Annotated in this window: 15 protein-coding genes and 3 pseudogenes; 7 read left to right on the top strand and 11 right to left on the bottom strand. The window is 63.5% G+C overall.

Features of this window, described 5'->3' with window-relative positions:
- Nucleotides 1-104: 104 nt before the first annotated feature.
- A pseudogene (locus ACVWZA_RS21710) lies at nt 105-347 on the top strand (glutathione S-transferase C-terminal domain-containing protein); the annotation flags it as partial.
- Here the strand turns inward: ACVWZA_RS21710 and ACVWZA_RS21705 are convergent.
- The 5 genes from ACVWZA_RS21705 to ACVWZA_RS21685 form a co-directional block, all read right to left on the bottom strand.
- Nucleotides 344-991 carry a nuclear transport factor 2 family protein gene (locus tag ACVWZA_RS21705; RefSeq protein ID WP_457313526.1) on the bottom strand — a complete coding sequence of 216 codons (648 nt, stop codon included), beginning with the start codon at nt 989-991 and terminating at the stop codon, nt 344-346. The pseudogene ACVWZA_RS21710 and the gene ACVWZA_RS21705 overlap by 4 nt on opposite strands.
- Nucleotides 992-1,243: 252 nt before the next feature.
- Nucleotides 1,244-1,618: a hypothetical protein gene (locus ACVWZA_RS21700; RefSeq protein ID WP_457313525.1), complete on the bottom strand. Its 375-nt coding sequence runs from the start codon at nt 1,616-1,618 to the stop codon at nt 1,244-1,246.
- 133 nt (nt 1,619-1,751) lie between these two features.
- The gene (locus ACVWZA_RS21695) at nt 1,752-3,089 is read right to left on the bottom strand and encodes an MFS transporter (protein ID WP_457313524.1); all 1,338 of its coding nucleotides are present in this window, start codon (nt 3,087-3,089) and stop codon (nt 1,752-1,754) included.
- Nucleotides 3,090-3,263: 174 nt separating this feature from the next.
- Nucleotides 3,264-4,847, bottom strand: a complete 1,584-nt coding sequence (locus ACVWZA_RS21690) for a carboxylesterase/lipase family protein (protein WP_457313523.1) — start codon at nt 4,845-4,847, stop codon at nt 3,264-3,266.
- Nucleotides 4,834-7,308, bottom strand: a complete 2,475-nt coding sequence (locus ACVWZA_RS21685; protein WP_457313522.1) for a TonB-dependent receptor — start codon at nt 7,306-7,308, stop codon at nt 4,834-4,836. Before ACVWZA_RS21685 ends, ACVWZA_RS21690 begins: the two co-directional genes overlap by 14 nt.
- A gap of 153 nt (nt 7,309-7,461) precedes the next feature.
- Between ACVWZA_RS21685 and ACVWZA_RS21680 the strand changes: the two genes are divergently transcribed.
- From ACVWZA_RS21680 to ACVWZA_RS21660, 5 genes and pseudogenes are all read left to right on the top strand, one after another.
- A complete protein-coding gene (locus ACVWZA_RS21680) occupies nt 7,462-8,406 on the top strand; it encodes a LysR substrate-binding domain-containing protein (protein ID WP_457313527.1) in 945 nt (314 codons plus the stop codon).
- Nucleotides 8,407-8,543: 137 nt separating this feature from the next.
- Nucleotides 8,544-10,241: an FAD-dependent monooxygenase gene (locus tag ACVWZA_RS21675; RefSeq protein ID WP_457313521.1), complete on the top strand. Its 1,698-nt coding sequence runs from the start codon at nt 8,544-8,546 to the stop codon at nt 10,239-10,241.
- Nucleotides 10,242-10,392: 151 nt separating this feature from the next.
- On the top strand, nt 10,393-10,710 hold the full coding sequence (locus tag ACVWZA_RS21670) for a 2Fe-2S iron-sulfur cluster-binding protein (protein ID WP_457313520.1): 318 nt from the start codon (nt 10,393-10,395) through the stop codon (nt 10,708-10,710).
- Nucleotides 10,711-10,753: 43 nt separating this feature from the next.
- On the top strand, nt 10,754-11,974 hold the full coding sequence (locus ACVWZA_RS21665; protein ID WP_457313519.1) for an NAD(P)/FAD-dependent oxidoreductase: 1,221 nt from the start codon (nt 10,754-10,756) through the stop codon (nt 11,972-11,974).
- Nucleotides 11,975-12,834: 860 nt separating this feature from the next.
- Nucleotides 12,835-13,898: pseudogene (locus tag ACVWZA_RS21660) on the top strand (IS630 family transposase).
- Between the two features lie 186 nt (nt 13,899-14,084).
- Here ACVWZA_RS21660 and ACVWZA_RS21655 read toward each other — a convergent pair.
- The 5 genes from ACVWZA_RS21655 to ACVWZA_RS21635 are packed head-to-tail and all read right to left on the bottom strand — an operon-like array spanning nt 14,085 to nt 19,126.
- Nucleotides 14,085-14,723 (bottom strand): 2-dehydro-3-deoxy-6-phosphogalactonate aldolase, encoded by a 639-nt coding sequence (locus tag ACVWZA_RS21655; RefSeq protein ID WP_457313518.1) that lies wholly within the window; start codon nt 14,721-14,723, stop codon nt 14,085-14,087.
- 2 nt (nt 14,724-14,725) lie between these two features.
- Complete coding sequence (locus tag ACVWZA_RS21650) at nt 14,726-15,601, bottom strand: 2-dehydro-3-deoxygalactonokinase (RefSeq protein WP_457313517.1); 876 nt, start codon at nt 15,599-15,601, stop codon at nt 14,726-14,728.
- Nucleotides 15,594-16,520, bottom strand: coding sequence for a Gfo/Idh/MocA family protein (locus tag ACVWZA_RS21645; protein ID WP_457313516.1), 927 nt, complete (start codon nt 16,518-16,520; stop codon nt 15,594-15,596). Before ACVWZA_RS21645 ends, ACVWZA_RS21650 begins: the two co-directional genes overlap by 8 nt.
- The gene (gene araD1, locus ACVWZA_RS21640) at nt 16,520-17,512 is read right to left on the bottom strand and encodes an AraD1 family protein (RefSeq protein WP_457313515.1); all 993 of its coding nucleotides are present in this window, start codon (nt 17,510-17,512) and stop codon (nt 16,520-16,522) included. Before araD1 ends, ACVWZA_RS21645 begins: the two co-directional genes overlap by 1 nt.
- 45 nt (nt 17,513-17,557) lie before the next feature.
- Nucleotides 17,558-19,126: an aldehyde dehydrogenase (NADP(+)) gene (locus ACVWZA_RS21635; protein ID WP_457313514.1), complete on the bottom strand. Its 1,569-nt coding sequence runs from the start codon at nt 19,124-19,126 to the stop codon at nt 17,558-17,560.
- Nucleotides 19,127-19,231: 105 nt separating this feature from the next.
- On the opposite strand from ACVWZA_RS21635, the gene ACVWZA_RS21630 reads away from it, so the two are divergent.
- Nucleotides 19,232-19,984, top strand: coding sequence for a FadR/GntR family transcriptional regulator (locus ACVWZA_RS21630; RefSeq protein WP_457313513.1), 753 nt, complete (start codon nt 19,232-19,234; stop codon nt 19,982-19,984).
- Between the two features lie 7 nt (nt 19,985-19,991).
- Here the strand turns inward: ACVWZA_RS21630 and ACVWZA_RS21625 are convergent.
- Nucleotides 19,992-20,977: pseudogene (locus ACVWZA_RS21625) on the bottom strand (hypothetical protein).
- Between the last annotated feature and the right edge of the window lie 104 nt (nt 20,978-21,081).

Genomic DNA, 21,081 nt, shown 5'->3' with positions numbered 1-21,081 from the left:
ACTTCAACCAACCGCTTCTCGCAGCGGCATGAACCGGCAGACGCTCCACTTAACGAGCACGCGGGTCTGTTCAAACAAACCGAGCCACCTCTTATAGCTCGGTCAGGACGGCGCTTGAACGATTGCGGGGAAAACTCGCTGCGAGGTCGTCGCCCTGGCTTCTTGGAGATCGGGTGACGATGGCGGACCTGTTTTGGGCGATACAGCTTCTGCGTATCGAAAACCTCTGTGGCGACAAATTTTGGGGAGGAGAGAGGTTGCCGGAAGTGACCGACTATCTGACGTCGGTAAGAATGCTACCGGCGATACGTTTGTCGGTCAAAACCGGTCCCGCTTGCGTCGCCTAAACCGGTGTGGATGACGCCGCATGCAACCAAACCGAGGCGCTAGCATAAAGCGCGGCGATTTCCTCCGGACGATCGTCACCGAAATCGTCGTCTTTTAGGCTGTTCCCCAAACGCGCAGCATTCCACGCGAGGATCGCATAGCTGGACCGGTACGGCGCCAGTTCGCCAACGGGTATGTTGATGACCTGACCCGGGACCAATGGCGTCAGCGTCGTATATTCGTAGATCGCATCGAGCGACACTATGCGCCAGATTCCGCCGCGGCGCTCGAGGCGGTAAGGAAGCCGCATATACGAGACGAGGTCACCGGATACTTCGTCGACCTGAACCTCAAGACGCAACGCGACCGGCACCTCGACCAGGGCCCTGTCTCCCCGTAGATGCACGACGGGGGCAAACACGCGGTGATACGACACCTCACCACTGGCAGCCATCGCCTGAGAGCCGGCCACGAAGCCCGCGCCGTCGCCAGTGTACCAGCTTAGTCGAACGTTGGAGTCGGGCCAATATTGCGCAGCCATCTGGTCCCACCAGCCCCGATCGCGGCACTGACGCTCCGCAAGCACGACCTGCGTCACCACGGCGACGTCGTTGCCGGTCTCCACCGATTGAGTGGAGCCGGGTGTGCTCTCCGCGTCTGTCATCGCATTTCCTTCATGTGAGCGGCCGTTGATGGCACAGTGACGCAAGGGCCGATGGCCACGATATCGGGTTCGTCCTGGGGCCGGCCCGTCTTTGAGACTGCAGTCCCGGGGTCAGCCAACAACTTGGTGCGATGCCAAATGGCGGGCAAACTCAATTTCGCGTATCTGCAGTTGAAGGCGGGATTGGAATGAATCCAGGCAATAGTCGCGGCTCCGACCTTGGTCACCGGCTGACTGCAGGGGCGTGTCGGGTCACCCGGCCAAGAGCCATGACGTTGCATCATCCTCGCTCCCGAAGATGCCGTCTCCGCCCGCGGGGTTGATCCGTCGCGTCTGCATCTTCTGCAATGCGCTGTCGACAATGACAGCCACCCGGCCCACCCGAGGGCCGATGACCTTTAGGAAAGACTGCATCTGGTTGGCGATATGCTGTGCTTGCACACCGTGTTCGCGTACATCGACCAGAACACGAAGTTCCGGCGTACTGGACCCCAGTTCCGCCAACTTAGCCGTGATCACGGCCTTATAGTCATCGAGAAGGGCCTGGTTCCAGTATCCGGAAACCCTGATGGTCAAGAGTTTGCGCGTCACATCCATCGTGATTTCATACTTCGGATTGTTGGCCATCTGCCTATCCCTGAAGAGGAACTTCGCGAGCTTTGACGGGTCGATCGCGAGCCCTTGAAGCGGCCCGCGCCGACCGATGCCCCAACGACTCATCGATCGAGTCGTGCGCGACAACTTCGCTATGTCCTTAAACCTATGCGTTGAACGTGGCCGCTGTCTGTTTGGGAATTGCCACCAGGGCCCGCCTTGGCAGATGCCTATCTATGATCTCCACGCCCACTGCCGCGGTCAACACCAGCACAGCGACCATCGCGAAGAACGCGCCTCCCTGCCCGAGGGCCAACGCGGCACCGCCCGCAAAGCTGCTCAGGATCGCTCCGATGCGGCTGACAGCGGCGACAAGACCGATGCCGCGGGCTCGAATGGGCGTGGGATAGGCCTGGGCCGCAACGACGAAGTTGCCTGCCATCACGCCGCCGATGCAGAAGCCCGCGACGGCTAGCCCTATGAAAATCAGGCGGAAGAGGTCCGTGCCCACCGGCAGCATGTGGATCGCGAGGCTCATCGCAATGGCCACGGTCGAGGCGCCGAGTGCAAGCGCCAGCATGACCACGCGAGATCCCCAGCGGGCGATGAACCACCCGAGGCAGAGCGTTCCGCCAATTGCGGCGAAGCTATAGATCATCTGGCCGCGTACCGCGCTCTGGAGGGGCAGTTGAAACCCGACCAGGATCACCGTCAGCCAGCCAGCGATGCCGTAGGTCGCCACATTGACGCTTACGCCGCTCAGCCACAGACCGACATTCACCCGGGCGTTGTCGCCGGTCATCAACCTGCCGTCGCCTGCTACGCGCGTCTCAAGCTGGAATCCTTCGACGCCGTCTCCGACAGGTGCGCCCCAGTTCGCATGAAGCAGCGCATGTGCCTGTGCCTGGCGATCCTTGAGGATCAGGTACGCGGGGGATTCAGGCAGTTTCCACAGCAGGATGGCCGAAGCGGCCACGGTGAGCAGGCCTGTACCCGCGAAGAAGGTGCGCCAGCCGAATTGCGGCAGCAGCCACCCGGCCGCCATAGCGCCCACGATTATGCCCGCGGGTATCCCGATCGTCATGATGCTGATCGCCTTGCCCGCCACCCGTCGCGGCATCCATTCGCTCATCATCGCCATCGCCAGGGGAAATGCAGATCCGAGTCCCAGACCGCCGATCAGGCGGACCGCCAGAAACATTTTAGGCCCGGTGACGGCGGCACAGGCCAGCGTCATCGCGCCGAAGAAGGCGACGCTCGCCACCAGCACCGTCCGACGCCCGTAGCGGTCACCCGCCCAGCTGCCGATCAGCGTGCCGATAGCCATGCCGATCATCGCGGCGGCTAGCAGCGGCGCGAATTCCGGCTTCGTCAGCGACCATTCCGCCATCAGCGCGGGCGCCGCGAAAGCGGCGATCTGATAGTCGAGACCGTCGAGGAACAGTATGGCGGTGACCATGACCGCTACCGCCCATTGCAGCCAGCCCAGCGGAGCAGCGTCCATCCTATCCCGAAAGCTGATCATCGTGGCAACAACATGAAAAACTCCAGCCCCTCCGATAGATCGTTCTCGCGCCGCCGACCACTTCGCGAGCCGGCGACGTCTATAGGCTCGGCGCCTGCGCCGGTCATCCCGCGACTGCCCGAATATCAGGCAGTGACCAAGCGTTACGCCACTTCACCAAGCGACTCTTTCCTCAGGCCGAGGATCCGTCTGCACGTTTGGCTCGTGGGCGAAGACCAATGTCGCTCGCGTCGCGAGGTCGTAAGCCGGCCATTGCGGCAACATCGGCGTCTGAGGATGACCGGTGCGTGCGAACGCCGCCCAGGCACCGGACATCTGGCGGGACACGGCGTAGCGCGCCGGATCGCTCCCCAGGATCGGATGATCGGGCCGAGCAAAAACCAGCGGGAGGTCGAGGATGTGCGGCGTGCCGTAGCTGCCGCCCGCAATGTCGGTGGCAAAGCCCAGCAGGTACATGAAGACCGGTGCCGCACTGGCCTCGATCCGCTGCTCGGCCATTCCGACCGCCTTGCGCCAAAACATGAAGTCCCGGGTGATGGCGAAGAACAGTTCGCTCGTCGAGGCCTCGGGACGGCTCGCGCGATACGTCGCGATGATCCGTTGGGCGTTGGCACCGAGCATGCCGCCCAGAATGCCTTGAAACTGTCCATCGCCCATCTCGTGGACGCCGGGTACCCCGGAGAAGAAGAACGTCGTCTCGTTCTCGTTCGTTCCGACCAGCAACGGCACTGTGGCGCTGATCGCACATCCCGCCAGACCCAGTGCCTGTTCCGGCAGGACGCTTCCATCCAGCACCGGCTCGAATTCCAATCGAGGTTTGGTGGCGCGTGTCGCGAGTCCGGGAGCGAGCCTAATCTGCGCCGCGACAAGCGCTTCCTCAGGCGTAGACAGCAGGCCATCGATGTCGTGGGGCTCCAATCCCAGCTCCGACATGAGCGCCAGGGTATTGGCAGCTCCGTCCTTCCGGCTTTGCGCTTCGAGTTGCGAGCCGCTCTGGATGATAGCCTTGTGGAACAGTCCGGCGGCAGCCGGCATGCCGAGCAGCACTGAGACCTTCAGGCCGCCACCCGACTCTCCGAAGATGGTGACGTTGCCCGGATCGCCGCCAAAGCCGGCGATGTTGTCGCGCACCCATGTCAGCGCGTCGACCAGATCGAGCATTCCAACGTTACTGGCACCCTCGTAGGCAGACCCGCCTGGCAGGTCTGCCAGATGGAGGAAGCCAAGCGCGCCGACACGGTGTCGCACGGAGACGACGACGACATTCTCCCTGCGCGCCAGGTCGGTGCCGTCGAACCACCACACCGGTGGCGTCTCACCGAAGTATTTGCCGCCGTGACACCAGAACAGAACCGGTAGCCGCCGATCCTCGATCGGGGCCGGCGCCCAGACGCTCACCGTAAGGCATTCCTCGCTCTGGCGTCGCCACTTCCCATCGGCAGGCTCGCCATGCCCCATCAGATCCTCAATGAGGTCCGTGGTGACCTGCATGTCGGCGGATTCCGGCTGGATCGCGCGGGGACCATAGTCGACCGCGTCGCGGACGCCGGCCCATGGCGCGACCGGGTTGGAGCGCCGCCAGCGCCGCGCGGCGCTTACATCGCCGCCGTAGGGGATACCCTTGAAAACAGCGATCCCATCATCAATTCGTCCACGTAGCAGCCCGCTGGCGACGGCGACCGTGACATCCCCCTCGCGCGCACCCCGACGATCCTCGTGGGTATCAGAAACGACCATTAATCTGCACTCCATAGGTGCGTGGCGCGGTGGGGATGACCACCTCCAACAGACCGAACGGCTGGGTGGACGCTGCCATCGGAGTGCGATCGCCCTCGATGTTGCGCACGAAGCCCGATATGTTCCAACGGTCGTCGATGCTGCCGAAGCTTATCGTCGCGTTGCTACGCCAGACGGGGCCGATCAGTTGCGACGGGCGATAGTCGAACGAGATGTAATAGCTCGACTTGTACTGCGTATCCGCGCCAAGGACGACCTTGTAGTCGCCCACGTTGAACGTCTGCTGTGCGCCCAGGTTGATCGTCCATTTGGGCGAGTTGAAACCGGGTTTGCCGGAGCAGTCCACGTTATAGAACGCCGGGTTGGACGAGAGGGCGACACCGCACGTCGTATAGGGCGGCGAGGTCCCGACCGGATTCTGATAGACGAAGTTCTCGTAAACCGAGTCGAGGTACTGGACGTCGGCATTGAGCAGAGTCTTTGGCGTCAGAAGAAACTTCCCCTCCACCTCGGCACCCTTGATGGTCGAACTGCCGACGTTTTCCGTGAAACGTCCCTGCGTGCCTGCGCGATCCAGGCTGACGTGCGATACCTGCTGGTTGCGATATTTCCAGTAGAAGGCTTCGATGTTCAGCTGGACGCGATTGTCGAAGAACCGGTTCTTCGATCCAATCGTGAAGGCCGTTATGTATTCCGGATTGAAGGTTTCATATCCGGTTGCTAGATTGAAGCCCCCCGACCGATAGCCGGTTTCTACGCTTGCATAGGCCAGCGAACGCGACGTGACGTCGATTTCAACGGCGCCGCGATAGGTCGGCTTTCCAATCTTCTGGATGGCGTGGACCGCGTTGTCGGTGCGCGACAGGATCGTTCCGGGAACCGGGCCAGGGCCGACTCGGACACCTGCTGGCGGAATTGGATACGGAAAGTTCCTGTAGTCGCCGTAGAGCTGAAACAACGCAGCATTCGGGCAGCCGGTCGGGACGACGCAGACCAGCACCAAGCTCGAAGAGGTGCCGTCGAAGTTCTTGTTGTCCTGCGTATACCGGATGCCGCCAACCACCCGCAGACGGTCGCCGAGATGGGCGGTCAGCCGACCGAAGGCCGCGTAGGATTTGGTACCGGTCGTGAAGTCCTGCTGATTGGCCAGTGACGACTGGTTCACGAACGTGTGTTCCTTCACGTACTCGTCATAATAGAACAAGCCGACGTTGTAGTCGAATATCCCGACGCCAGTCTTACCAAGACGCGCCTCGACGCTATGCTGTTCACTCTTCTCGCCCGTGAGCACCGAGAACCCAATGCCGCCCAGATTGTTGAGCGTTGACGCCCGCCAAGCGGGAACGACGGTCAGTGTCCCGATGCCGGTCTCGTAGTTGATCTCGGCATTCGCGCCATAGAAGTCGTTGTGCTGGAACGGATAGGCGGTCTGCGCGTCGAGATTGCGACCGGAGGGCCCGGCACGCCGGGTCTGCCGGAAGGCCTGCGAGGCCGGCGAAAACGATCCCTCCGAAAGGCTGAGGTTGGATGGGGTGATCGTGAAGCGCTGCCCAAGCGGCAGGGTCGTCAGCGCGGGATTGTAGGTATATGCGTCGATGTAGGTGTAGCCGGCCCCGGCGCCGCCGGTATGGGCGTAGTCCCCCGACACGCGGACCGTCAGGTCAGGCGTGAGTTTCGCCTTCATCTGAACCCGCAACGATTGCGTGTCCTCGTCCGACTGGCCATCCGACAGATAGCCGTCATGCTTTACGAAATTGCCGGCGACCCGGAATGCGCCTTCCTCGCCGAGGGGCACGTTGACCGCGCCTTGGGCGTTGATCGAGTTGTAGTTGCCATAGCTGACCGAGCCGAAGCCGGAGAGCTGGCCGATCTTCGGCTGGACCGGCAGAACGTTGATCGCGCCGCCCGTGGCGTTTCGCCCATAGAGAGTGCCCTGCGGTCCCTTGAGCACTTCGACCCGTTCCAGATCGTAGAACGTACCCGCCGCCGAGGTCGGACGGCCGACATAGACGCCGTCGTAATTGAAGGCGACCGCCGGGTCGGTGTTCGGTCCGGCCGCGAAATTGCCGACGCCGCGCAGGAAGAAGAAGTTGAACGAACCGGCGGATTGCACGGTCAGCGCAGGCACCAGGGTGTTTAGCTGATCGACCGTGCTGACGCCGCCCTTCAGCAGATCTGCGCCGCCCACGACGTTAATCGCGACCGCTGCCTTCTGGCTGTTCTCGCTGACGCGCTGTGCGGTCACCACGATGTCGGCCAGACCATCTCCGGTCGACTGCGCCACGGCATCGGTTCCCGCCGCAGTCGGTTCGGAAGGACGCACCTGACCCGCCCCTCGATCACCTGATGCGGCGGAGGGCGCCTGCGTCGTGGTCGAAGTCGGCGGGACTGTCTGCGCGTGCGCGACGCCTGCGCTCGCAAACGTCATCAGCGCCACGCCTGAAAGCAGTTCGATACGCATCGGTCATCCCCTCGATTCGGCCCACGGCGACAAGATGACGCATTCGGGCGAGCGGCTCGCATGGCCACTTGGCTATTTTGATATCGCCCCGTTCGCGATAAGGGATGATGGCAAAAAATTAAAAGCGATGCTTGAGAGGTAACGCCGGTGAAGATGACACAGCTTCGAGATCTCGTGACCGTCGCCGAGAAAGGCGGCTTGCGCAGGGCGGCCCGGCACCTCGGACTCGCGCAACCGGCGATCACCCGAAGCATCCGCGAGCTCGAGCACGAATTGGGCGCCACCTTCTTCGAACGCAGCACGACGGGAATGATCCTCACTCCAGTGGGAGAGGCCTTCTGTCGTCGCGTCTCCGCGTTCCAGCGCGACCTCGACCGGGCGTGCGAGGAGGTGAGGCAAATGTGTGGACAGACCACCGGCACCGTCGCGGTCGGACTATCGACGGCGTCGCACATCGCGCTCCTGCCGCGGGTGATGCAATCCTTCCACAAGCGCTATCCCGACGTACTGCTCGAGATCCGGGAGGGCCTCTTCCCGATGATGGCCACCGCCATCCGAGAAGGGGCGATGGATTTCTACGTGGGCGCGGTCTGCGAGGACACCATGGCGAACGAGGTCAATCGTTCCGGCGAGTTCAAGAACGAGAAGCTGTTCGAGAACAGCAGGGTTGTGATGGCACGTCCGGGCCATCCGCTGCTCAAGGCGCGATCACTTGGCGAGCTGACGGGCGCCGCTTGGGTATCGACCACCGTTACCGCGGACCACGAGGCCGAGCTAACCCCGCTGTTCCTCAGTCATGGACTGCCTGAACCCAAGATCGCGGTGCGTGCGCACACCGCCTTGAGCATGCTCGCCGCCGCATCGTCCTCGGACCTGCTGGCGATGTTCCCGCAGCAATGGGTGCGCCTGACCCAGTCTACCGGATTGCTGCAGCAGATCGAGGTCCGGGAGCAGCTGGTGGCACCCCCCATCTTCATCGTGACGCGCTCGTCGCTGCCACTCACTCCGGCTGCGGAACATCTCGCAGATCTGTTCCGGCGCGCGGCCTTGAACCGATCGGATGCCGACGCGCCGGCCATCGCGAAGGTGATAGCGTAACGGTAGCACTTCGCACAAATCGCCATCATTCCTTATCCCTGCGGCCATCTTACTACCGTCGGCGGCACGATTCAGATGCCGGAACGCAGGAGCGCCCTTCCCAGGTGCCGCTCCAATGCTGGGAGCGGTGCGCTAAAATGGGCGATTCTGGGGATCCTTTTGACGCGTCGAGAAACCCGCAGGTTCTCATCGTGGGAGCGGGCCCGAGCGGTCTGGCGCTCGCGATCGAACTCGGTTCGCGCGGCGTGACCTGCATAATCGCCGAACGGAACGACCGGGTGGGGTATGCCCCGCGCGCCAAGACCACCAACGTGCGCACGCGCACCCACCTCCGGCGCTGGGGCATCGCCGACAAGCTCGCCGAGGTGTCCCCGTTCGGCGTCGAGTATCCGTCGAACATCCATTTCGTCACGCGGCTCGGTGGACGCTCGATCACCGTCATCAGCGATGCCTCGAACTGTAACCCGCAGCGGAACGATCTCTATCCCGAGCATGGCCAATGGGTTCCGCAGTACAAGCTCGAACAGGTGCTGCGGGAACACGCGGTTAGCTTGCCCGGCGTCACGATGCGCTTCAACACAGAGTTCGTGAGCGCGCTGCAGGACGACGATGGCGTAGAGGTCACGCTCGAAGACCGAATCGACCAGCGGACGTTCGTGATACGATCGGAGTATCTTGTCGGAGCGGACGGCGCCAGGAGCCTGATCCGGGACCTAATCGGTGCCAAGATGTCCGGCACCTACGGTCTGTCTCGAAACTACAACATCGTGTTCCGCGCGCCCGGCTTGGCGGAAGCGCACGAGCACGGCCCCGGCAGCATGTATTGGCAGCTGAACCGCGTCGCACCGAGTCTGATCGGTCCGATGGACAAGGACGACGTGTGGTTTTTCATGCCGACGCGGCTACCCGATGGGTTCAAGCTCTCTCAGGAATCGGCGGCAGAACTGATTCGTGACGCGACCGGCATAGATCTCCCATATGAGACCCTTAGCAGCGACGAATGGGTCGCGAGCAGCCTGATCGCCGACCGGTATCGCGACCGTCGCATCCTGCTTGTCGGCGACGCTTGCCATCTGCACCCGCCGTTTGGCGGCTTCGGCATGAACATGGGCGTCGCCGATGGCGTCGATCTGGGGTGGAAGCTCGCAGGGACGCTGCGAGGCTGGGGAGGATCGCTGCTGCTGGATAGCTACGAGGTCGAACGACGCGCGATCCACGAGGAGGTCATTGCGGAGGCGGAGGTCAACCACACGGTCCTCTCGAATGACCTGCTTTCGGACGATATCGATAGCGACACCCCAGAAGGCGAGCATGCTCTTTCCGCCTTGGCGGAACGGATCGTCGCGACCAAGACGCGGGAATTCCACACGCTCGGCACCGTCCTGGGAGGATGCTACCGCGAGTCCCCGCTCCTTCCCGAAGGCGCGAGCTCGCCGCCTTTCGACGGAAAAACCGCGCCGCGTTACGTGCCATCCAGCGAGCCCGGCTGCCTGGCGCCCCATGTGTGGCGTGCGGACGGGAGCTCGCTTTACGACGCCTTCGGGCCGGAGTTCACCTTGATCTGCCGGCTCGACGCTCCGTCGCTCGCGGTCGAACGCGCCAAGGGCGACGCGCGCCATTTCAACCTCGCGCTCACGGTCGTCTTCCTCACGGAAGCCGAGGCTGGTCTGCTCTATCCAGCCTTGCTCACCCTCATACGGCCGGACCAGTATGTCGCGTGGCGCGGACATGCCTGGACGCGCGGCGTACTCGGCCGGGCGGCAGGCTGGCCGCAGACTTCCGATGCGATCCCGGAGGCCGGCGCACCTCGCGGCGCGGTCAGCAGCCGGGCATGAGGGTGGGCGTCGCGGTGGTCGGACACTCCATGAGCCGTCGGCTCCGCGTCGATGCCCCTCCGCATCCTCGTCCGCTCCAGTACCCGATGGCGAACCCGCTCGGCTGGGCTAGCCTAGGATGCGGATGGTCCATTTGGAAAGGTAAATAGGCATGTCCAAGATCGTCGTGTGCACGCGCACCGGCCAAGAACTGGAGCTGACGGCCGAGGTTGGTCATTCCGTGATGGAAATCATCCGCGATGGCGGAGTCGACGAGCTGCTGGCGCTATGCGGCGGATGCTGTTCCTGCGCCACCTGCCACGTCTACGTCGCCAATGGCACGGTGATCGCGGCACAGCCGGTCGGCGCCGACGAGGACGATCTGCTCGAGAGTTCGGGCCACCGGACAACTGAATCGCGCCTGTCCTGCCAGATCCGCTTCACGCCCGCGCTTGACGGCATGCGGGTCACAATCGCGCCGGAGGACTAGGACCGGATCGGTTCGCCTGAGTGCGATGTATGGGAATACGAATATGGAACACTACGACGTTCTGATCGTCGGGTCAGGACATGCCGGTGCGCAAGTCGCGGTCGCGCTGCGTCAGGGTAATTTCGCCGGCAGCATCGCGATCATCGGAGACGAACCCGATCTGCCGTACGAACGCCCGCCGCTCTCGAAGGAATATCTCTCGGGCGAAAAGAGCTTCGAGCGTATCCTCATACGGCCGGCAACCTTCTGGGAGGGTCGTGGGATCGCGATGCTGCTCGGGTCGCGCGCCACTATAGTCGACCCGGAAGACTACGTCGTCACCACGGACAACCGGGGCACCTTCGGCTACGACAATCTGGTCTGGGCTGCTGGCGGCAGTCCGCGCACGTTAGCGTGTTCGGGACATGATCTTGACGGCGTCCATACCGTCCGTCAGCGCTCGGACGTGGACCGGATGGTCGCCGAGCTGGATGGCGTGCGCCGCGCCGTCGTGGTCGGCGGAGGCTATGTCGGTCTCGAAGCTGCAGCCGTTCTCACTAAGCTGGGAAAGCAGGTCACCGTACTGGAAGCTCTCGACCGCGTACTTGCGCGCGTCGCCGGCGAGCCGCTGTCGCGTTTCTACGAGTCCGAGCATCGCAGACGCGGCGTCGACATCAGGTTGAACACGAGAGTCCAGTGTATCGTAGGCGACGGGGGCCACGTGACAGGCGTCCTGCTGGACGATGGCGAGGTCCTGCCCGCCGAGATGGTCGTCGTCGGCATCGGTATCCTGCCAGCTGTCGGCCCGTTGCTGGAAGCGGGCGCCGCCGGCGGCAACGGCATCGCCGTCGACGGGCATTGCAGGACAAGTCTCGACAATGTCTACGCGATTGGAGATTGCGCACTTCACGAGAACACTTTCGCGCAAGGAGCGGCGATAAGGGTCGAATCCGTGCAGAACGCGAACGACCAGGCGCAGGTCGTGGCCAAAGTCATCATGGGGGAAGACGCCGTATACCATTCGATTCCGTGGTTCTGGTCGAACCAGTACGACCTGAAGCTGCAGACCGTCGGGCTTTCCTCCGGTCATGACGCGACGGTCGTTCGGGGCGATCCGAGCACGCGCAGCTTCAGCGTATGCTATCTGCGCGCTGGCAAGGTCATCGCGTTCGACTGCGTCAATGCGACACGCGACTACGTGCAGGGGCGGCGCCTCGTCACGGATGGCGCCATGATCACCCCGGAACTATTGGCGAATTCCTCGACGGCACTGAAGGACATGTGACACACCCCGTCCTGTCGACTATCAAAGCGTATCGCATAGCAGAGCAGGCCTGTCTTGCTGTCTACGCCGACGACAACCGGGATAATATCATGTGCGAGCAGCTTGGCAGCGACTCAGGTGTCGCCGGCGCATGGTCGTCAAGACCATCCACATGACCTAAGCCTTGCTTAGCTAGGACTACCGGTGGCCCCGCGGTGGACCCGCAGGGGCGAAGGGCTGGAAGCTTACCCATCTCGATCGGGCTAACCTACTAATTTCCCTAAGGAAACTGGAGCGGGCGAAGGGATTCAAACCCTCGACCCCAACCTTGGCAAGGATGGACGTGACACTGTGTGGTTCAGTGTGGGACTGTAAGCGCCAAACTATTTTTCTGGAGCATTTTAAACTGCTTGTTGTACCTAAAAGATCCCTCCCGCTCCGACGAACTCGGCCGAATCCACCACGATCCAGCCTTTTCCAAAAGATGCGATGGTGCTATTGATGGTTCCGGTGATTTCCCACTGGCGATCTGCGCGGGAAATCAGCCGCTTGGGTTCCCGATAGGAGTCCTCTTCTGGCACCAGGGGCGTTTCCGGCGAGGTCCGGAAACGTCCAGCAAGCGGCTGGTTTTCCAGTACTTACCCAGCGGAAATCGCCGAGCGGAATCTGGGCTCAGCCACCAGAATCCATCGGCAGCACCATCAATTTGATGGTGGCGGCGAGCCCTTTGGAGCTGGCGCCGTCATGGCACTGAATCGCATCCAGATCACCAACGCGAAGCCTCGGGAACAAGCTTATAAGCTTGCCGACTCAGGGTTTTTACCCCGCCGTGCAAACGAACGGCGCGAAACTCTGGCGATGTGCTCAAGGAGGACATTGTCATGGGATCGGCGATTGGATTGCGGGGTGATTTTGACGCAGCGACGTTACGACAGCTGGCGCGTGGATCGAGGAGCGCGAACCAGAGTCGGCGACTGTTGGCCCTGGCGGAGACTTACGAGGGCGGCAGCCGGAGCGATGCGGCCAGGCTTGGCGCTGTGGGGCTGCAAATCGTTGCGCGACTGGGGTGTCCGCTTCAACGAGCGCGGCCCCGATGGGCTGCTCGATGGCAAGGCGCCGGGAAACCCATCCAAGCTCGATGACGCGCAGCGCAGGGCCCTGGCGGCGATCGTGGACAGTGGCCCCGATCCGGAGGTGCATGGGGTCGTCCGCTGGCGGCTGGTCGACCTGGTTCAATGGATTTTGGACGAGTTTGCAGTGTCGCTGGATCACACGACGGTCAGCCGCGAGTTGAGGAAGCTGGGCTATGCGCGGCTTTCAGCACGGCCTCGCCATCATGCCCAGGACAAGGAGACGCTGGAAGCCTTCAAAAAGGGGGCTTTGCCGCCGAGTTGAAAAAGGCCCGCGGACGCCTCCCGGAAGGAACCGGCATAGAGATATGGTTCCAGGACGAGGCGCGGGTAGGGCAGAAGAACAAGATCACGCGCCGTTAGGCGAGGCGCGGAACGCGCCCTTCGGCGCCGCATGACCAGCGGACCATCTCGGCCTATATCTTCGGCGCGATCTGCCCCGCCCACGACAAGGGTGCCGGTCTCGTCCTGCCGTTCTGCAACACCGATGCCATGAATCTGCATCTCGCTGAAATCGCCCGAGCCGTTGCGCCCAGGGCCCACGCCGTCCTGCTCATGGATCAGGCCGGTTGGCACATCACCGACAAGCTCGTCCTGCCGATAATATCAGCATCGTTCCGTTGCCGGCCAAATGCCCGGAGCTCAATCCGGTCCAGAATATATGGCAGTTCATGCGCGGCAACTGGCTCTCAAACCGTGTCTTCGAATCCTACGACGACATCGTCGATCCGTGCTGCGACGCTTGGAACAGGCTTGTCGATCAACCCGCACGCATCAAATCCATCGGAATGTGGCAATGGGCTCATGCGTCATGATCACCGCAAATCGGTATAACTAGGTGTCTCCCTGCCGCACGAACCAGAGATCGGAGCCGGACGGCAGCAGTGGATTGGTGATATTCACCTTCGGCTAACGCGCATTGGCCGGTGCCAAAGCCATCATGGCCAGCACCATCGTACCGACCGCGGCAACAAGCAAGCCTCGATGCCACATCGCTGCCATCAGGCGGCCAGGCCAAGCGTACCGAGTGCCGTGGCGAAGGCGTGGGCGTTGATCCCGACCTGCGCTGCGGTATCGCCCCGCTTATACAATGCCGAGCCCAGCCCGAACCCCGCTGCGCCCGCGGCAACCCACGGCTGCATGTTATCGGGCGTGATCCCGCCGACCACCAGCTTTGGCACCGCCGGCGGCAGCACCGCCGCCAGTGCCTTCACGACGCCAGGACTCATCGCCTCGGCCGGGAAGAATTTCAGCGCGTGCGCCCCGGCGGCGAGTGCGGCGAACGCCTCGGTCGCGGTCCAGCAGCCGGGCAGAGATGCGAGGCCAGCCGAGGCCGAGGCAGCGATAACCGCAGCGTTAGTGTTGGGCGACACGATCATCTGCCCGCCCGCCGCCGCGATCGCCGAGACCTGATCGGTCGATAGCACCGTGCCCCCGCCGACCACCGCAACGCCTTTGAGATGCCGCGCCAGCCGTTCGATAGAAACCAGGGGTTCGGGCGAATTGAGCGGCACTTCGATCAGCGTGAAGCCCGCGACCACCAATGCATCGCCGACCGCTTCGACCTCGTCGGGCGTGATGCCGCGCAGGATCGCAACGAGTGGAAAGCGGTCGAAGGCGGACTTGAAGTACTCGGGCATGGTCAAAGCAAGCTGTCCCAGATGCGGGTGATCCCACCGACAAAGGCGGCCTGACTGTCGATCGGGTGGGTGCGGCCACCGGCGGCGTGGATCGCCGCTGCATACAGAGAACCGAGCTGCGGGTCGGCGAGCAGGAAGATTTCGCGGTCCGCCACACGCTGCGCTCGCACGTCAGTCCCGATCAGCAGGCCACTGACATAGGATGTTGCCCCGGTATCGTCGCGGGAGCCCGTGACGAAATCGGCACGCACGCCGAACAGTCGCGTCAACAATGCATCGTCGGCGGCATCGTGGACGCCGCGCAGGAAATCCGCATCCGGCGCGACGCTCCCGATCATCTGCGATGCGAGCAGGCTGTGCTTCTGCAACAGCGCGAAGAGCTCGCCGGTGATCGCGGTCGCGAAATGCGTGATCGCGCCGCCCGCCATCGTCGCCCATTTACAGTGCGTACCCGGCTGGCAAAGAAAGGCATCGCCCGGTACCAAGCCCGCCGCGACCGCCCCGAGCAACTGCACCTCCTCGCCGCGCATCACGTCGCTGTAATTCGCGCCCCGGACCGCCACGCCGGGTACGATCGCGGTGCGCCCCGGTTCCGCCCAGACCAGCTTTGCGGCCAGGCTCACCAGATCGGCCGGGGAATCGGCGTACGGCACATCGACCCAGCCCCGGTTTGACCCGACCATCCCCGCGCAGATCATCGGCAAATCGCCCATCCGCGCCCGGATGGCGGCGACGTCGGCCTCGAAGCCGCCCGGCCCGACCGCGAGGATGCCGCGATCGTCGCGCTGCGTTTCCTGAACCACGCCTTCTGTGATGCGATACACCCGACGATTGGTGGTGCCCCAATCGACCGCCAGGAATGTGCCGCCGTCAGTCATGAAACGCTTCGACGGTCTCACGGCGTCCGCGCAGGAACGCATCGGCAACCAGCCGCAGCGGATCGGTATCGACATCGCTGCGCCCGCCACGGATCAGCGTTGCGAAGCGCGCGTACAGGCCGGGATATTCGCGGTCCTCGCTATGGTCGGTGCCGGTCGGCAGCGACAGCACAGCGCCGCCATTGGACAGTTTCAGCGTACCGGCATCGGTTTCGACGATGATGTCCCAGCTTTGCGGGCCGGTCTGGCGCCAGTCGAGGTCCATCATGATCGGCGCGCCCGCCGTATCGCGAAATTCGATATCGGCAGCGATCGGCGCGGCGCGGTTGGCGGGGATCGTCAGCGTGGCCGATTTCAGGAAGAACGGCCGCGGCAGGATATGCGTCGCGATCGATAGCGCGTTGATGCCGGGGTCGAACACGCCGAGCCCGCCGGGTTCCCAGATCCACGCCTGCCCCGGATGCCAAACGCGCACATCTTCTCGCCACACGATCGCGACACGATCGATCCGGCGTTCGGCCAGCCAGGCGCGCGCCGGGGCGACACCGGCGGCAAAACGCGAATGCCACGCGGCGAACAATGTCACGCCGACCTTGCGCGCCTGATCGTCCAGCGCGGCGACCTCCGCAAGCGTCGCGCCTGGCGGCTTTTCGAGAAACACATGAACGCCCCGGGCGAGAGCCCGCGCCGCCAGATCGTAGCGCTCCTGCGGCGGGGTGCAGAGCGCGACGGCATCGACTGCGGGGCCTTCCGCCAGCAACGATTCGAGGCTGCGATGATGCGCGATGCCCTCAACCCCCGGATCGTGCGGGCTGACCGTTGCGGCGAGCCCGAAGGCATTGTTGCCGGCGATCGCGGGCAGATGCTGGTCGCGCGCGATCTTGCCCATGCCGACCACGGCAATGCGGATCGGCTCCATTACAGCGCCTTTACAATAACCGGCGCAGGCGCGGCGCGCGCCAGCGGATTGCGCAGCGGCAGCGTGAAGGGGGGGGCCTCGATCTCGAACAGGTCTCCAATCTCGGTCTGCACCACATCGGAGAAGGACAAAGTCGCAGTGCCGAAGAAATGGATGTGAATGTCGCCAGGGCGGCGGAACAGCGCATATTTGAAATGGTGCCCCTCCAGATTAGCGATGCTGTGCGACATATTGTCTTCGCCCGACAGAAACGGCTTTTCCCACAGGGTCGCGCCATTCCGCACGATCCGGCTGGTGCCCTCGACATGGCTCGGCGGCGTACCGACGAGCAATTCGGGGCCGAGTGCCGCCTGGCGCAGCTTCGAATGGGCGAGCCACAGATAATTGTGCCGCTCGGTCAAGTGATCGCTGAATTCGTTGGCGAGGCACAGGCCGAGGCGGAACGGGGTGCCGTCCGGCCCGATCAAATAGATGCCGGCCAGTTCGGGTTCTTCGCCGCCGTCCCTGGCGAAATCGGGCATGGTCAGCGGCGCGCCCGGCGCGACCAATTGCGACCCATCGCCTTTGTAGAACCATTCTGGCTGCTGCCCGGTTACACCTGCTGCCGGCTTGCCGCCCTCGACCCCTTCCAGAAACATGCGCATCGAATCGGTCTTCACGGCGGTTGCCGTGGCGTCGCGGTGCATCTTGTCGCGCCCCTCGGCCGATCCGAGATGCGTCAGGCCGGTGCCGGTGAGCAGGACATGCGCATCGTCGTCATGATCGATCGGCGCGATCAGCCGCCCGGCTTCGTGCTCGGTCATCAGATCGACCGCATCGCCCGTGCCGTGCGCCTCGACCGCCTGAGCCAGCGTCATGCGCCTGGCGATAGCGGAGGTCGCCAGCGCTCGAATGTCCGCCACGCCGAGCACGAATGCTGCACCGTCATCGGTTGCCGCGATCACCGATCGTGTGCCATTGGCGGCGCGATGCTGCAGCAAACGGAATGCCATCAAACCTCTCCCCTTATTCAACTGCCGTCGTTGCGGCGTATTGGTTCAGCCGACGTTGAGAATGCCGTCCATTAGCCGTGGTGCGCCATCGCCCGTCGCGTAATCACGCAATTCGGGCGGCAGGACGGTCTGTGCCAGATTCTGGTAGGAAACGGGGCGCAGAAACCGGTCGATCGCCAGACTGCCGACCGATGTCGTCCGCGCATCCGAGGTTGCCGGATACGGCCCGCCATGTACCATCGCGTGCGCCACCTCGACGCCGGTAGGCCAGCCATTGGCGAGGATGCGGCCGACCCGGCGTTCCAGCGCGGGCAGCAATCGCGCAGCGATTGGTTCGTCCGCCGGGTCCATGTGCAACGTCGCGGTCAGCTGTCCCTCAAGCCCTTCGATCACGCGCTGCAATTCGGCTGCGTCGCGGCATTTGACCAGAATGGAGGACGCACCGAACACTTCATGACCAAGCGCCTTTTCCGCCAGAAATGCATCAGAGGTGGTCGCGAAGAATGCCGCCTGACCGCGCGTCACGCCATTGCCCTCCTTACCGCGGGCGAGCGTCTCGACGCCCTTCTGGTTCGCGAGTGTGTCGACGCCTTTGCTATAGGCAGCGTGGATACCGGTAGTGAGCATGGTGCCCGCCTCGGTTCCGCACAGCGCATCGCTTACGGACAAGACGAACGCGTCGAGTCCGTCGCCGTCGATCGCGAGCACAAGGCCGGGGTTGGTGCAGAACTGCCCTGCGCCCATCGTCAGCGATCCGACGAATGCCGTGCCCAAGGCTGCGCCGCGTGCCGCCAGCGCCGCCGGCAGCAACAGCACCGGGTTGATGCTCGACATTTCGGCATAGACGGGGATCGGCACGGCACGTGCTTGCGCCAACGCGACCAGGGCGAGTCCGCCTCCACGCGAACCGGTGAAGCCGACCGCGGTGATGCGCGGGTCCTTGACCAATGCACTGCCCAGGTCGTTGCCCGGCCCGACGAGATGCGAGAACACGCCGGCTGGCAGGCCGCATGCGGCAACAGCACGATGGATGGCGTCCGCCACCAGCGCGCCGGTCTCTGGATGGGCCGGATGGCCCTTCACAATCACCGGACAACCGGCGGCCAGCGCCGACGCGGTGTCGCCACCGGCGGTCGAGAAAGCGAGCGGGAAATTCGACGCCCCGAATACCGCGACCGGGCCGAGCGGGATCATTCTCAGCCGCAGATCGGGGCGCGGCAAAGGCTGGCGTTCCGGCATTGCGGGGTCGATCCGCAGGCCGAGCCATCCACCGCTGCGTACCACGCCAGCGAACAGCTTAAGCTGACCGACCGTGCGGCCGCGTTCACCCTCCAGCCGCCCCCGCGCGAGTCCGCTTTCGCGCATTGCGGCGATGATCAATTCGTCGCCGATCGTGACGATCTCCTCTGCGATGCGCTCCAGAAACTGCGCACGCGCTTCCCGATCGGTCGCGCGATACGCGTCAAACGCCGCATCCGCTGCAGCGCAGGCGGCATCGATCTCCGCCAGCCCGTGCACCGCAAATGCATCACCAACGGCGTCGCCGGTCTCGGCGGTGACGGAACGAAAAGCGGCCATTTCGGTGCGGTTGATCGTAGCAGTATCGGCAGTCATCTGGCTCTCCTGATTACTCGGACATATGACGCAGGGGTGCAAAACGCAATGTTTGTCGTTCCGATGTGAGGACAGCCCTGTTAGATGTGTCAGCGGAGATCGAATATGAGCGACGGCATTGCGAGCGAGATCGAGCCAGAAAAGACCCGCAAACCACGCGGAACCGGCCGGCGCCTGAACGGCGCTGTGGCGCACAAACTCGGCCTTGCGATCTTGTCGGGCGAATATGCCCCCGGCGATACTCTCTCGGGTGAGATCGCCTTCGCCGAAGAACTCGAAGTATCGCGCAGCGCGTACCGCGAGGCGGTTCAGGTGTTGATGGCTAAGGGACTGGTCGAGAGCCGCACCAAGACGGGAACGCGCGTTTTACCGCGCAGCCGCTGGAATTTACTCGATCCCGAGGTGCTGGCCTGGGCCTTTGCCGGTGAGCCCGATGTAGATTTCGTGCGCAATTTGTTCGAGCTACGCGCGATCGTCGAGCCGGCGGCGGCAGGGCTGGCCGCCGAACGCCGCGACAAAGCCGATCTGAAGGTGATGAAGGAGGCGCTCGCCGCCATGCGGCTGCATACGCTGTCGACCGAAATCGGTCGTGCGGCCGACCGCGACTTTCACACCGCCATCCTGCAGGCGACGCGCAACGATGCGTTACTGACGCTGAGCGCCAGCATCGGCGCGGCGGTCAACTGGACTACGCAGTTCAAGCAGCGCGGTCGTGCCATACCGCGCAATCCGATGCCCGATCATTTGCGGGTCTACGATGCGATCGCCGCAGGCGACGCGACTGCCGCCAGCGACGCGATGCGCGTGCTGGTCGAACTGGCGCTGGAAGACACCCGCACCGCCATGCGGCGCCCCTGAAACCGATCTATTGTCGCGGCTGAAACGCCGCGACGATCGCGTCACATTGCTTGCGCGAGATGCCGATCGTCGAGCCGTGGCGGGTGCCGACCGGCATCTCGTGTCGGTTCCATTCAGGTACACCGCTATTGCCGGAAACCTGATACCCGGGGCCTGCGAGTTTCGGTACCATCGGCAGGCCGTAGCTGCTACCGGCGCATTGCTCGTAATATAACAGCCAGTCCTCCCCGTTCGGCGCACGAACGATCGCCGGTGCCTCGCGGACATTGGGGCTGAGCCGCAGTCCGGGCACCGGATAGGGGCCGAGCAACGTCTTTGCGCAACTGATCCTGACCGTCTTGCCGATCGGCCAGTCATAGGACGGATAGCGCTAATCCTTGATCACGACGCAATATCCGACCTTGCCGTTGGGCTGCACGATTGTGTCGATCGTCGCCATGCTCCAGGCGAACAGCCGACGCGGTTGCGCAGCAAAGGTCTTGAGATCGGCGGACCGGACATGAAGCGTCCGCTGGCTGCCCCAATAGCGCAGGCCCGGCAGGCCGGGGCCTTGCACCCAGCCAGAATTGTGGACGCCCGGGATCGGTGGATGCTGCGGCACGAGCTTGGGATCGGGTTCCCAGCAGCTGCCGAACAGCACTAACAGCGGCTCGATGCCGTGCGCTTTGGCGATCGTCAGGAATTCGCCGATGCAGCGCTTGAAGCCTTCCGGCTCCTGCTGCCACAGCTGATCATGCAGGAACACGCGTATCGTGTTCATGCCGATGCCTTGCGGCAGGTCCAATTCGCGATCGATCTGCTCGGGTTCCAGGTCGCTTCCCGCCTCATCTCCAGCTGGTTGGTCGCACTCGCCGGTGTGTAGTTCTAACCGACCATCCAACACTGTTTCGCGTACCAGTCATTCGCCTGCGCCTCAGTCCAGCGTTCGCACGCCTCGGCGGGGCTAGCGACGAAAGCTGCGGTGGCGAGCAGCGCGCGGAGGATCAGCTTCATCGTCTCTCTCCTAGTGGATTGATTCCAACGTTTGGTGCCCGCGCCTGACAGCTGCGATAATGTGATCGGGATCGGCCTTCCAGACGAACGGTCGTGGTTCTTGA

The organism is Sphingomonas sp. UYAg733 (assembly GCF_054057355.1).
Note: the sequence above shows the minus strand (reverse complement) of the source record. Positions and strands in the feature narration are given on the sequence as shown.